General features: G+C 50.3%; 15 protein-coding genes. 13 read left to right on the forward strand and 2 right to left on the reverse strand.

Annotated elements, in window-relative coordinates; translation table 11 throughout:
* A partial coding sequence (locus HZB31_11625) for an NUDIX hydrolase (protein ID MBI5848570.1) occupies window positions 1-409 on the forward strand: 409 nt, incomplete at its 5' end.
* Window positions 406-741 carry a hypothetical protein gene (locus HZB31_11630; GenBank protein MBI5848571.1) on the forward strand — a complete coding sequence of 112 codons (336 nt, stop codon included), beginning with the start codon at window positions 406-408 and terminating at the stop codon, window positions 739-741. The genes HZB31_11625 and HZB31_11630, both read left to right, overlap by 4 nt.
* On the opposite strand, the gene HZB31_11635 is transcribed toward HZB31_11630, so the two are convergent.
* Both HZB31_11635 and HZB31_11640 read right to left on the reverse strand, forming a co-directional pair.
* Window positions 738-1403 (reverse strand): MgtC/SapB family protein, encoded by a 666-nt coding sequence (locus tag HZB31_11635; GenBank protein MBI5848572.1) that lies wholly within the window; start codon window positions 1401-1403, stop codon window positions 738-740. The two genes, HZB31_11630 and HZB31_11635, sit on opposite strands and share 4 nt — an antisense overlap.
* 3 nt (window positions 1404-1406) lie before the next feature.
* On the reverse strand, window positions 1407-2660 hold the full coding sequence (locus HZB31_11640) for a tyrosine--tRNA ligase (GenBank protein MBI5848573.1): 1254 nt from the start codon (window positions 2658-2660) through the stop codon (window positions 1407-1409).
* A gap of 125 nt (window positions 2661-2785) precedes the next feature.
* Here HZB31_11640 and kdsB point away from each other — a divergent pair, with 125 nt between their 5' ends.
* The 11 genes from kdsB (at window position 2786) to queC (ending at window position 12803) form a co-directional block, all read left to right on the forward strand.
* Window positions 2786-3562 carry a 3-deoxy-manno-octulosonate cytidylyltransferase gene (kdsB, locus tag HZB31_11645; GenBank protein ID MBI5848574.1) on the forward strand — a complete coding sequence of 259 codons (777 nt, stop codon included), beginning with the start codon at window positions 2786-2788 and terminating at the stop codon, window positions 3560-3562.
* A complete protein-coding gene (locus HZB31_11650; protein MBI5848575.1) occupies window positions 3541-5214 on the forward strand; it encodes a CTP synthase in 1674 nt (557 codons plus the stop codon). Before kdsB ends, HZB31_11650 begins: the two co-directional genes overlap by 22 nt.
* Window positions 5211-6059 (forward strand): 3-deoxy-8-phosphooctulonate synthase, encoded by an 849-nt coding sequence (gene kdsA, locus HZB31_11655; protein MBI5848576.1) that lies wholly within the window; start codon window positions 5211-5213, stop codon window positions 6057-6059. Before HZB31_11650 ends, kdsA begins: the two co-directional genes overlap by 4 nt.
* The gene (locus HZB31_11660) at window positions 6056-6535 is read left to right on the forward strand and encodes a hypothetical protein (GenBank protein ID MBI5848577.1); all 480 of its coding nucleotides are present in this window, start codon (window positions 6056-6058) and stop codon (window positions 6533-6535) included. Before kdsA ends, HZB31_11660 begins: the two co-directional genes overlap by 4 nt.
* A gap of 6 nt (window positions 6536-6541) precedes the next feature.
* Complete coding sequence (locus HZB31_11665) at window positions 6542-7516, forward strand: KpsF/GutQ family sugar-phosphate isomerase (GenBank protein ID MBI5848578.1); 975 nt, start codon at window positions 6542-6544, stop codon at window positions 7514-7516.
* Window positions 7517-8062 (forward strand): HAD-IIIA family hydrolase, encoded by a 546-nt coding sequence (locus HZB31_11670; GenBank protein ID MBI5848579.1) that lies wholly within the window; start codon window positions 7517-7519, stop codon window positions 8060-8062. It abuts the gene before it with no gap.
* The gene (gene pgsA, locus HZB31_11675; GenBank protein MBI5848580.1) at window positions 8043-8585 is read left to right on the forward strand and encodes a CDP-diacylglycerol--glycerol-3-phosphate 3-phosphatidyltransferase; all 543 of its coding nucleotides are present in this window, start codon (window positions 8043-8045) and stop codon (window positions 8583-8585) included. Before HZB31_11670 ends, pgsA begins: the two co-directional genes overlap by 20 nt.
* Window positions 8582-9166: a glycerol-3-phosphate 1-O-acyltransferase PlsY gene (gene plsY / locus HZB31_11680; GenBank protein ID MBI5848581.1), complete on the forward strand. Its 585-nt coding sequence runs from the start codon at window positions 8582-8584 to the stop codon at window positions 9164-9166. Before pgsA ends, plsY begins: the two co-directional genes overlap by 4 nt.
* Window positions 9163-10830, forward strand: a complete 1668-nt coding sequence (locus HZB31_11685; GenBank protein ID MBI5848582.1) for a tetratricopeptide repeat protein — start codon at window positions 9163-9165, stop codon at window positions 10828-10830. Before plsY ends, HZB31_11685 begins: the two co-directional genes overlap by 4 nt.
* Window positions 10821-11870 carry a DUF4388 domain-containing protein gene (locus HZB31_11690; GenBank protein ID MBI5848583.1) on the forward strand — a complete coding sequence of 350 codons (1050 nt, stop codon included), beginning with the start codon at window positions 10821-10823 and terminating at the stop codon, window positions 11868-11870. The genes HZB31_11685 and HZB31_11690 overlap by 10 nt, the downstream gene beginning before the upstream one ends.
* A 120-nt stretch (window positions 11871-11990) precedes the next feature.
* The gene (gene queC / locus HZB31_11695; protein ID MBI5848584.1) at window positions 11991-12803 is read left to right on the forward strand and encodes a 7-cyano-7-deazaguanine synthase QueC; all 813 of its coding nucleotides are present in this window, start codon (window positions 11991-11993) and stop codon (window positions 12801-12803) included.
* Window positions 12804-12840 lie beyond the last annotated feature (37 nt).

Consider the following 12840-nt stretch of genomic DNA (forward strand, 5'->3'; position numbering starts at 1 on the left):
CGAGGTGGTCCTGATCAGGCAGTTCAGACCGCCCATAAACGGGTTCGTGATTGAACTTCCAGCCGGACTTGTTGATTCAGGAGAAGGATTTGAACAGGCCGTACGCAGGGAACTGATCGAGGAGACCGGGTATGAGGCTGGAGATGTGCAGTTCCTCGCGGAAGGACCTATGTCCTCAGGCTCCTCCTCAGAGATCCTCTCGGTCTACCTTGCCACGGGGCTGCGTCATGTCGGCATCGGCCAGCGCGATGAGACCGAGGATATCGAAGTGATCCCGGTTCCATATAAGGACGTCGTTGCCAGGCTTCAGGAAATGCGGCAGACCGGAGACCACATTGACCTGAAGGTTTACGGTATGATCGAGATGGCAAAAAACTTTTTACATACGAAAAAGGATAATGAACCATGAAAAAAATAGATCTGAAGGCGATGGCAGAGAAACAGAATAATGAATATGTCTTTGGTTCTGCAGATACAGGGTCCCATGCCTGTTACCTGATCTACGGCAGACTCTTGCCCGGAGAGAAGGGGCGTCAAATAACGCCAGGCGTCGGTCATGAGGAGATGCTGCTTGCCGCATGTGGCAATTTCAGCGTTACCGGTGCATTTGAAGGGATAATCGAAGAAGGTTCAGCAATTCATCTTTCCGGGGAACAGACCTGCTATCTGGAAAACAAAGGAGCTTCCGAGGCCGTATACGTTATCGCCGGAGGCCATTCAGAACAGAGCCATCACCACTAACTTTTTATCTCAAGCCGCCTGACAAAACTGAGCGCAGAGAGGCTCTCGATCACCTGCCTGATAGGTGAGCTATGCTTCCCTGCAACGGTAAAGACGTATGTTCGTTCTATTTCAGGAAACTGAATCTCATAATCCATTTTGGTGATCGTAAATCCTTTTTCCTCAAAGACCTCACGGATGGTTTTTTCGTCTCCTGATCTGTCAGTGATAAGTGTCACGAATTTGTACACGGTCCTCGGCATTCTTGTTTCCAGAAGCCGCAGAAACCAGAGAGACACAAAAGTTATCACAAAGCCGGCAATACCGGCAAAATACTGCCCCGCACCGATTGCAAGACCAATAGCAGAGACGATCCAGACACATGCAGCCGTAGTCAGCCCCTGCACCGAGGCACCGGTCTTGAGGATAACGCCTGCGCCTAAAAAACCGACACCGGTCATGGCGCCTGCAGCGATCCGCGTAGGATCAATCCTCGTCAGGCCGGACTGGGTGCTGTCCGCATAATACCCTTCTGAGATGATCATGAGGAGCACACAGGAGACGCAGACAAGGAGCTGCGTCCTGAAGCCTGCCGGCCTGCCATGGGTCTGGCGTTCGAACCCTATGATACCGCCCAGAAGCGTTCCTAAAAGAAGTTTAAGAATTATTTCAGCAGGGGCCATTGGTTAGGCCTTCACAATGATCTTATAAAACTTCTTCTTGCCGACCTTCACAATATGTTCGCCGACCTGAAGCCTCAAATTCGCATCAGAGACTACGGCATCGTTTAATTTCACGCCACCCTGCTTTATCAGCCGGACTGCCTCGCCAGTACCTTGTACAAGTCCTGCGTCTTTCATGATCTGTGGAAGCCATGTGGCGTTTTCTGCACTGCCTGCAGAGACGTTCAGCACCGGAAAAGTTGACTCAAGATCACTGAGATTTTTTTCCTCGAATATTGCATGGTATTTGTCTCTTGCCTTTTCAGCCTCTTCCTGTCCGTTGTATCTCGATACCAGCTCCAAAGCAAGATCCTTCTTTGCCTCACGGGGATCTTTCGAGCCGTTCTTCAGGCCTTCTTTCAAGGCATTGAACTCGTCCACCGAGATGCGGCTCAGGAGCTCAAAGTATCTCTCTATCAGGGTATCCGGGACGCTCATCACCTTTTTGAACATGCCGGCAAGCTCACCGTTTACGTATTCAAAGGCAGGCTCATTGATGCCGATGTAGTTGCCGAGGCTCTTGGACATCTTGTTTACACCGTCAAGCCCCTCAAGAAGCGGCATCGTAATAACAACCTGCTCTTCCATTGAACTCTTCCGCTGCAAGGTCCTGCCCATCAGAAGGTTGAACTTCTGGTCTGTGCCGCCAAGCTCAATATCTGACTTGAGCGCAACAGAGTCATACGCCTGAAAAAGAGGATAGTAGAATTCCAATATGCTTATATCCTGTTCATTTTTGAATCTCTTCTTAAAATCATCCCTTTCGAGCATTCTTGCAACAGTCTGCATTGATCCAAGTTTTACAATCTCCATGCTTCCCAAACTTTCAAGCCATTCGCTATTAAAACGTATCCGTGTCTTTACGGGATCGAGTAATTTAAACACCTGAGTCTTATAGGTTTCGGCGTTTTTAAGCACCTCTTCCTTTGTGAGGGGTTTGCGCGTCTCGTTTTTGCCGGTGGGGTCGCCGATCATGCCGGTGAAGTCGCCGATCAGGAAGGTCACTTCATGGCCAAGGTCCTGAAACTGGCGCATCTTCTCAAGAAGCACGGTGTGACCGATATGGATGTCAGGCGCTGTCGGGTCAAAACCGGCCTTTACCTGAAGGGGTCTGTCCTCTTTATATGACCGCTCGAGTTTCTTCAGGAGGTCTGGTTCGCTGATGATCTCGACCGTACCGCGTCTTATTGTTTCAAGCTGTTTTTCGGGTGAAAGCATAGTCGTTATGATACCCGCTGAAGGGAAGCTCAGTCAATTTGGGAACAACATAGTATGCAAAACAAAAGGCAGCTTCGACTGTCAAGATTTGCGTCAATTAGTATATAATGACTTCCAAGATACCTATGTCCGCAATCGTCGTTATACCTGCCCGCTACGCATCGACCCGTTTCCCGGGTAAGCCTCTTGCACTCCTCAAAGGCATGCCCCTTATCCAGCATGTATATCAGAACTCTCTCAATGCCCGGCTGGCCGGCGAGGTGATCGTCGCAACCGACAGCGAGACGATCTTTGAAACCGTAATGTCCTTTGGCGGCAAAGCGGTCATAACCTCGCCTGATCATCAGTCGGGTACGGACAGAATCGCTGAGGTTGCAGCAGCAATGAATTGTGATATAATGGTCAATGTCCAGGGGGATGAACCCCTCATCAGGCCTGAGATGATCGATGCGGTCATCTCTGTTCTTGACGACAAAAGGGCATCTCTCGGCACACTGGCTATACCGATTCGAGACAGCAGAGAAATCTTCGACCCCAATGTGGTAAAAGTTGTATTTGATTCTGAAGGGTTTGCATGGTATTTCTCGCGTGCTCCGATCCCCTATCACCGGGACGAATGGAATGGCCCCCTGGCGCAGAGCAGGGAGCTAAGGACAAAGAGCGATCTGGTCGTGCATGACTGTTATAAACATATTGGGATTTACAGCTACCGGCGCGATGTGTTGCTTAAGCTCTCATCGCTGCCGCCAGCGCGGCTTGAAAACATCGAAAAACTCGAGCAGCTCAGGGCAATAGAAACCGGGTTCAGGATAAAGGTCAGGGAAACGTCATTTGAAACAATCGGGGTGGATACGCCCCAAGACTTAGAAAGGGTAGAACAATGTCTAAATTCATCTTCATAACCGGCGGGGTCTTATCATCATTAGGAAAGGGGATCGCGGCTGCATCCATCGGCGCATTGCTCGAAGCAGGCGGCCTCAGGGTAACGATCCAGAAGCTTGATCCGTATATCAATGTTGACCCAGGCACCTTAAGCCCGTTTCAGCACGGAGAGGTCTTTGTCTCCGATGATGGAGCTGAGGCTGACCTTGACCTCGGCCATTATGAGCGGTTCACCCATATCAGGACATCGCAGAAAAATAATTTCACCACAGGAAAGATCTATTACAATGTCATCTCCAAAGAGCGGCGCGGCGACTACCTCGGCGATACGGTCCAGGTAGTACCCCATATTACCGACGAGATCAAGCAGGCGATCAAGTCTGTCGGGGAAGGCAACGACGTTGTCATTGTCGAGATCGGCGGCACAGTCGGCGATATCGAGAGCCTGCCGTTTCTCGAGGCGATCAGGCAGATGAGATATGATGTGGGCAAGGAAAACTGCCTCTACGTGCATCTGACCCTTGTTCCCTATATCAAGACCTCCGGCGAGCTCAAGACTAAGCCGACCCAGCACAGCGTAAAGGAGCTGCGTGCTATCGGTATCCAGCCGGACATCCTGCTCTGCAGAACTGACCGGCTCATCCCGCCTGAGGCAAAAAAGAAGATAGCGATCCACTGCAACCTTGAAACAGACGCAGTCATCAATGCAATCGACGTAGACACCATATACGAAGTGCCCCTTGCGCTCAATGCGGAGGGTATCGAGCAGCTTATCGTCAAAAAGCTCAATCTGGCCCAAAAAGAGATGGATCTTTCTCAGTGGAAAGACATTGTGAGGAAGGTGAAGGAGCCGAAGCATGAGGTGACCATAGCTATCGTCGGGAAATATGTCGGACTCAAGGATTCATACAAAAGTCTTACCGAGGCCTTGATCCACGGCGGCATTGCCAATGACTGCAAGGTAGATCTCCTGTGGGTTGACTCCGAGGAGATCGAGGTTAATGGCCCAGGAAAGTATCTTGCAGATGTGGACGGCATCCTGGTGCCTGGCGGATTTGGGTACCGGGGCATAGAAGGCAAGATCGAATCTGTCCGCTATGCAAGGGAAAAGAAAATACCATTTTTCGGCATCTGCCTCGGCATGCAGTGCGCGGTCATCGAGTTTGCAAGAAACGTCTGCGAACTCAAGGCCAACAGTTCCGAATTCGACCTCAACACCCAGGCGCCGGTCATCTACCTTATGGAGAAATGGTTTGACTTCAGAAAAGGCAGGATCGAAGAGCGCACCGAGAGCTCCCATAAGGGCGGCACCATGAGGCTCGGCGCGTATCCCTGCGTCATCGAGCAAAACACCAGGGCCTCCGCCTCTTATCGACAAAAAGAGATCTCTGAACGCCACAGGCACCGTTATGAGTTCAACAACGCATACAAGGGAGTTCTCACCAGGATGGGTATGAAGATCAGCGGCACAAGCCCTGACGGCGAGCTGGTCGAGATCGTCGAGATAGAAGACCATCCCTGGTTCCTGGGCTGCCAGTTCCATCCCGAGTTCAAGTCCAGACCTACTGAACCTCATCCGCTCTTCAGTGCGTTCATTGAGGCATCGCTTCGGGGGAAGCGCTCTCTCTTCCCTGATACGAAAGCAGATATCAGGGAGCTGAGCCAGGGTTGAAAAGGTCTCTATCTGTAGGCTCTGCAGCCTTGCATCCCGGGGACCTTTTTCTCATAGCCGGCCCCTGTGTTATCGAAGACGTAGCCATAACGTTCGAAACAGCAGAGCGGCTGAAAACGATATGTTCGGAGCTGGGCATCGCCTTTATCTTTAAGAGCTCCTTTGACAAGGCAAACAGGACATCAGTTTCTTCCTTCCGGGGCCCTGGCATAGACAGAGGCCTCAGAATCCTTGCGGATATCAGGTCAACGCTTCAGGTCCCGGTGATTGCCGACATTCATGCCATAGAAGAGATTCATCCAGCTGCCGAGGTACTTGATGCACTCCAGATACCTGCATTCCTCTGCAGGCAGACAGACCTCGTCCTGGCAGCGGCACAGACCAACAAGCCGGTGAATATTAAAAAGGGGCAATTCCTTGCTCCCTGGGATGTTAAAAATATCATTGATAAGTTCATATCAAGCGGCAATCAAAACCTTTTTATCACAGAGCGCGGAGTGTCTTTCGGGTATAACAATCTTGTGGTCGATTTCAGGGCATTTCCGATCATGCGGTCATTCGGATATCCTGTGATCTTTGATGTAACTCACAGCCTGCAGTTGCCAGGCGGACAGGGCACGAGTTCAGGAGGGCAGAGGGAGTTTGCCGAGCCGATGGCAAAGGCTGCTGTTGCCGCAGGCGTTGACGGCCTCTTCATGGAGGTCCACCCGGACCCTGAAAAGGCGTTGTGCGATGGCCCGAACATGATCAGACTTGACGAAATGCAGGGGTTCCTGCGACGGGTCAAGGCTGTGCATGACCTCATTGCAGCGCAGGCCGGCACAACCGGGGGGGCGTTGGCATGAAAGACCTCTTTTCTCGTCTGCTCACTCTGGCATTGGCCGCTGCCATGCTTTTTCTCTTTGCAGAAGCAGGCTTCTGTGAGGAAAAACCCCTCTTATTTACCAATGATGATATAGACAAATACCGAAAATCTTCAGACAATAAGCCCCAGGAGCAGGGAAAAATTTCTCCATCAGCAAAAAAGGACGAGGGAACGAAAGCCAGGGGGAAGCAGGAGCAGGAATACTGGTGCAAGAGAGCTGCAGTTGCAAAGAGAAAGATTGAAAAGGCAGAACGGGAAGTCAAAGAACAGGAAGAAGAGATCTCGAGGGAACGGTCAAAAAGTGTTCATACCAGCAGGAAAATGAACACTCTGCAGAGCCGGCTTAAGAAAGCAAAAGACCATCTGTCTTCTGCTGAAGGAGATCTTACGGATATCGAAAACGAAGCCCACAGAAAGAGCATACCGCCGGGCTGGCTTAGATGCCAGTTCGATTAGAAAAATATGAATCCCATAAACAGCATTGATATTGCAAGAAAGGTCCTGCAGACAGAGGCAGATGCAGTACGCAGCCTTATTGACAGGATTGATCAGTCGTTTGAAAAAGCTGTCGGGATCATCCTTAGCAGCAAGGGGAGAGTCGTTGTTACCGGCATGGGCAAATCAGGACTGGTGGGCAAAAAGATAGCTGCCACGCTTGCTTCCACAGGCACACCCTCCTTCTTCATGCACCCGGCTGAAGCAAGCCACGGCGATCTCGGCATGGTAACTGCTGACGATGTTATCATTGCGATATCCAATAGCGGTGAAACGGATGAAATCCTCAGTATCATACCTTTTCTCAAGCGATTTAATGTCGGACTTATTTCCCTGACAGGGAATAACGACTCCACGCTTGCAAAAGCCGCAGAAGTAAATATCGATATATCGGTAAGGGAAGAGGCCTGCCCGCTTGGCATCGTACCGACATCGTCTACAACAGCAGCGCTTGCCATGGGAGATGCAATTGCGGTTGCCCTTCTGACGAAGCGAGGGTTTCAACAGGATGATTTTGCTTCTTTCCATCCAAGCGGCAGCCTCGGGAAAAGACTTTTCATCAGGGTAAAGGACCTTATGCATGCCGGCGATTCTCTGCCGTTCACTTCTCCTGATGCGTCGATTACGAACGCGGTCATCGAAATATCTTCAAAGCGACTGGGCATAACCGTTGTCGCAGAAGGCAACGGAGCCATGCGCGGCATTATTACCGACGGTGATGTGCGAAGAGGCATTGAGAAATGGGGCAAAGACTTCTTTGACATGAAGGCCGGCGACGTAATGACAAAAAATCCCCGGGTCATCTCAGAAAATGAACTTGCAGCAAAAGCCCTGGCAGTGATGGAAAAGCTCGCCATAACAGCGCTTGTTGTTACAGGCGATAACAGCCGGATAGTCGGCATAATCCATCTCCATGACATTTTGAAAAAGGGGATAGCATAGATGAGGCGGCAAGAGGCTAAGGGCACGGCAAAAAAAATCGCACGAGGGATAAAGCTTCTGATCCTGGACGTAGACGGTGTCCTCACGGATGGAAGCATCATCCTGGATAATAATGGAAACGAATACAAAGCCTTTCACGTGCGGGACGGCCATGGCATCAGGATGCTCATCAATGCAGGCATCAAGGTTGCTATCATCACAGGCAGATATTCAAAAGTTGTAGAACGACGGGCTCAGGAACTCGGCATCACAGACGTCTTCCAGAAATGCCTGAACAAGAAGGTGGCCTATGCACAGCTTTTGAAGCAGCATTCGCTGAAAGACTGTGAAGTAGCCTATATCGGAGACGATATCATCGATGCGCCGATCATGGCAGTTGTCGGCCTGCCGGTCGCAGTCGCTGATGCTGCTGATGAGGCGAAGAAATATGCCCTCCTGCTCACGAAGAACCAGGGAGGGAGGGGTGCTGTCAGAGAGATAACAGACTTTATTCTTAAGGCAAAAGGCCTCTGGACAGGGTTGTTCGATGCATACTTTGAAACTTAACCTGCCTACGATCCTGACACTGAGCAGGATCGTTCTTATTCCCTTCTTCGTCTTGACCGTCTATAACCATCCGGTGATCGGCGCACTGGTATTCAGTATCGCCTCGATCACGGATTTTCTTGACGGCTATCTAGCAAGGCGCTCCGGACAGATCACCAAGTTCGGCATCATCATGGACCCTCTTGCAGACAAGTTCCTTGTCATATCGGCTCTCATCGTACTTGTTGACATGGAACGAGTGTCGGCTTTCGTTGCGATCATACTTATTGTACGGGATTTTCTGGTAACAGGCTTGCGGGTTGTTGCGCTTTCAAAAGACATTGTAATCCCGGCAGAAATGGGCGGCAAGCTCAAAACTACCGCTCAGATCACGTCAGTCCTCTGTCTGATACTCGTGGGCAGCGTCTTTGACAACCTCCCCCTGGACCTCTATGACATTGGTCTGGCATTTATCTGGATCGCTGTTGTGCTGTCCGTTACCTCAGGCGTGCAATACACAATCTCGTTCTGGAGAAAAGTGTGAAACTCGCCTTTTTGTCTCTTGCCGCTTTTCTGATCGGCTCCATACCGGTCGGTCAGATTATTGCCGGGAGACGTGGTATAGATCTGCAGAAAATTGGCAGCGGCAATATCGGCGCCACAAATGTCCTCCGCACTACCGGGAAACTGCCGGCGCTCTTCACGCTGATAGGGGATTTTGCCAAAGGAATGCTTGTCGTCCTGCTGGCGAGGTTTTTTGATGTCGGAATATTGCATCAGGGCGCCATAGGGATTATTGCCGTGCTCGGTCATAACTTCTCAATATTCCTGAAATTTAAAGGAGGAAAGGGGGTCGCAACCAGTCTCGGAGTCCTCAGTATCTATGCTCCACTTGCAGCACTGGTCACGGCTATCCTCTGGCTTTTGACCTTAGCCTTAACCCGATACTCTTCACTCGGCGCCGTTATCTCTTTCTGCAGCCTTCCCCTGAGCATCGCGCTTCTCGATACACAGGAAAAACTTCCCATTGCGATTATTATGAGTATAATATTGTTAGTGCGGCACAGAGACAATATCAGGCGCCTGATAGCAGGCACAGAATCCAGGGTTGGCGGGAAGGCATGAGAAAACTGACTGTTTTTCTGTTACTTTGCATAGTATTATCGCCGGCAATCAGTCTTGCCGATGAGTTTACCGAATCCCAGTTAAACAACGGGATCAGAAACTCGGAAGTATCCTCCTATCTTCTGCTCCAGGAGGCAGCGACGAACAAGGCGCAGTCAGCTACCCTTCTGAACAGGGCCTCGACGCACTCGCCTGATCTCCCGGCAGTGCAGTTTGGGCTTGCCAAGGCAACGTTTTCTTTGAACTACGCGGGAATCCTCGACAGCATTGATCATATGGTCGCAGGCATCAATGCCTATTCGAAGAATTTCTGGTGGTCTTTCAGCCTGACCGGTGGCGCCTTCCTTGGCCTCGTGCTGTCGTTCATCAGCGCCATATTCATTATCGTGATCATCCGTATATTCAGTGATCTGCCGCTGCTTTCCCATGAGGTTGAGGAATCCCGGGGAAATGGCGTCCTGCTTATAGTCCTCTTTGTATTATCCCTGATCAGCCCGCTGCTCTTCCTTGCCGGTCTTCTGGTGCTGCTTGGTCTGTATATGCCCAAAATAGACAAGGCTCTCGTATATTTTTTTCTGCTCTTTCTCATCGCCTCTCCTTTTTTCTTCAGGACAGCGGCGCAGTTTTTGCAAGTCTCCTCATCGGGGACCATAAAAGCTATTGTCGAGGTCAATGAATCAAAGGGCAATGCCTATGCCCTCTCTGCCCTCAAATCCTCAGATGAGACTCCTGCGTTGTTTTCCTATGGGCTGGCACTGAAGCGCGCCGGACAGTATGAAGAAGCCGTGGCTGCATACCATAAGCTTATTAAAACAAAGGTTGATGCTCCTGCGTATGTAAACCTCGGCAATATGTATGTCGCTCAGAATAACATGGACGAAGCAGCCAGAAGCTACCTGACTTCTATTACGATTCGGCCCCTTGCCTCAGCATATTACAATCTCTCCCAAGTCTCCAGAGAGGGCCTTGACTTTGAGAAGGGCAATGAATACTTTAGCAAGGCACTTGAGATTGACCGCAATGCAGTTGCAGGATACCGAGCCACCTCCGGCAGAAACCCAAACAGAATCGTTGCTGATGAGGCTCTTTCCTCTTCATCTCTCTGGGACCTTGCATGGAAAACGTCCGGGAAGACAGCCACGTTTAACCTTTCCGTGCTTCCGGGATGGACTATTTCTCTTGCAGCCCTTCTTCTGATGTTCACCTTTTATCTGATGAGCAGGCATGCAGGAAACAAGGCTTACCGTTGCAGAAGATGCAATGGAATCTTCTGCCCGCGCTGTGAAAAACATATTATGTGGGGACAGATGTGCCCCCAATGCTTCCGGTCCCTCATTAAACTCGAAGAGATTGAAGTAAAAGAGCGGGTAGCACAACTGTTGTCCATTTATGAACACCAGAAGAGGCGCAGGGATATCATGAAACTGCTTTCATTCATCATCCCCGGATCATCTCAGGTCTATGCAGGAAAGATTCTGTATGGCTTTTTCTTCATCTGGCCTTTTATGTTTTTTGTGCTGTTCCCTCTTACGACGTCCTTTATGCCTCCTGACGCCCGGGGAACTCACTGGGTAGTAAACTTCGCTTCACTGCTGATAGCGGCAATAGTGCTTATCATTTCCAACATCTTTACGCGGCAGAGGATATCCAAGGGATGGCTTTAGAAGGTTCATTAAAAGACTTCGGACTGGCTGATATACTTCAGCTCATCTACTTCCATAGGAAGACCGGCGTTCTTGCCCTTGATGGCAAGACAGACAAGGTCAAGCTCCTGTTTGTGGATGGGAACATTGTTGGCGCGGAGTCCAAGAGGAGAAACGAGGATAACCGCCTTGGCAAAATCCTGACAAAAAGAGGGCTCATAAAAGATGAGGATCTCAAGGCCGTGCTTGAAGAGCAGCGCAGGACCGGCATCAAGCTCGGCACAGCACTGATACAGAGAGAACTGATCGACAAAGAAAAGATAAAAGAAATCCTGAACAGCCAGATCACAGAGACGGTCGTCCAGCTCTTCGGCTGGAAGCAGGGGACCTACGAGTTTGCGGCACAGGGCGTGCCGCAGGACAAGGAGCTTCCGTTCTCTCTCGACACCCAACACCTGCTGATGGAAGGGCTCAGGATCCTTGATGAGCTCTCGATCATCAAGGACAGGATCACGCTTGACACGCTTTTTATGCGAAAGGACGGTGATACCTCCGGCCTATCCGAAGAGGAACATGAGGTTTTTACCTGCGTTGACGGCAACAATGACGTCAGTACTATTATTGACCTTACCGGTCTGGACAACTACCTGGTCTCAAAAACTCTCCTAACACTCATGGAAAAAGGATTGGTCGATGCCCAGGAAGCTGCACCCGTTATTCCGATTGATACCGGCTTTGAGCGGAAAAAATCAGGGACTACACTGAAATATCTTCCTTACCTTGCGGTTGCCGCATCTCTTATCCTTTCCTTTGTGGTTGTATTTATGCAGAAGGATGACACACTGAAGATATTCAATGCATCAAAAAGGATTGGCCAACTCAGGTTCGCCATAGAGGCTGCAAGATTGAAGGATGCAGCATATCCTCCGTCCCTTTCATCCATGACCAAGGAACCAGACCCCTGGGGTCGTCCCTATATCTATTCGGTATCAGACACCGGGTTTTCCGTAAAGAGCTCAGGGCCAGACCGGACTGATGGAACCAGCGATGATGTATACTGAATCCAGTGCAGATGCAAACGTACACTGCGCTGGCACTGTTGTTTGCTCCTCGGCCTGCCAACGACTGCGCCGTTTACTCCCTGCCGCTCTGTTATCATTTTAAATGCAAACGGCAATAGCATGAAGCAGCGCAAACATCCCGAAAAGGCAATTGTTCTTTTGAGCGGAGGCCTGGACTCGGCAACGACCCTCGCAATTGCCAAAGAAGCAGGGTATGACTTATATGCCCTTACCTTTGACTATCAGCAGCGGCATGTTCGGGAACTTGAATCCGCCCGCTCCCTTGCATCGGCGTTAGGAGTAAAAAAACACCTGATCATTGACGTCAGCCTCCGTGATATCGGCGGCTCTGCACTTACTTCTGATCTGAATGTCCCAAAAAAAGGGATTCAGGATTCGGGGTCAGGTGCTGGTGAAAAAAAGAACCAATCCCCAATCCCCAACACCCAACCCCTGATTCCCATAACCTACGTCCCTGCCCGCAATACGATCTTCCTGTCTTTGGCCCTTGCATGGGCAGAGGTGCTTGAGACCGGGACCATTTTTATCGGCGCCAACGCCGTAGACTACAGCGGGTATCCTGACTGCAGGCCTGAATATCTCAGGGCATTTGAAAAAATGGCAAATCTTGCAACCAAGGCATCGGTAGAGGGGAGTCTTCATTTTCATGTCAGGGCGCCGCTTATCTCTATGACCAAGGCAGAGATCATAAGGAAAGGCATAGAACTTGGGATAGATTATGCTCTTACCTGGAGCTGCTATGATCCGCAGCCGGCAAAAACAGATCCAGGATCCAAGATCCAGGTTGATCAGAAAGCGCCGAATGTTGGAGCTGGACATCTTTTTTCCCCCTGCAGAAAATGTGACAGCTGCAGGCTGCGGGAAAAAGGATTCAAAGAAGCAGGGCTTAAAGACCCTTTAATATCAATGTAGTTATCGGACATAATAAGGTATGACTGAGCAATCACAT

Source organism: Nitrospirota bacterium (genome assembly GCA_016235245.1).
GTDB lineage: Bacteria > Nitrospirota > Thermodesulfovibrionia > Thermodesulfovibrionales > UBA6898 > UBA6898.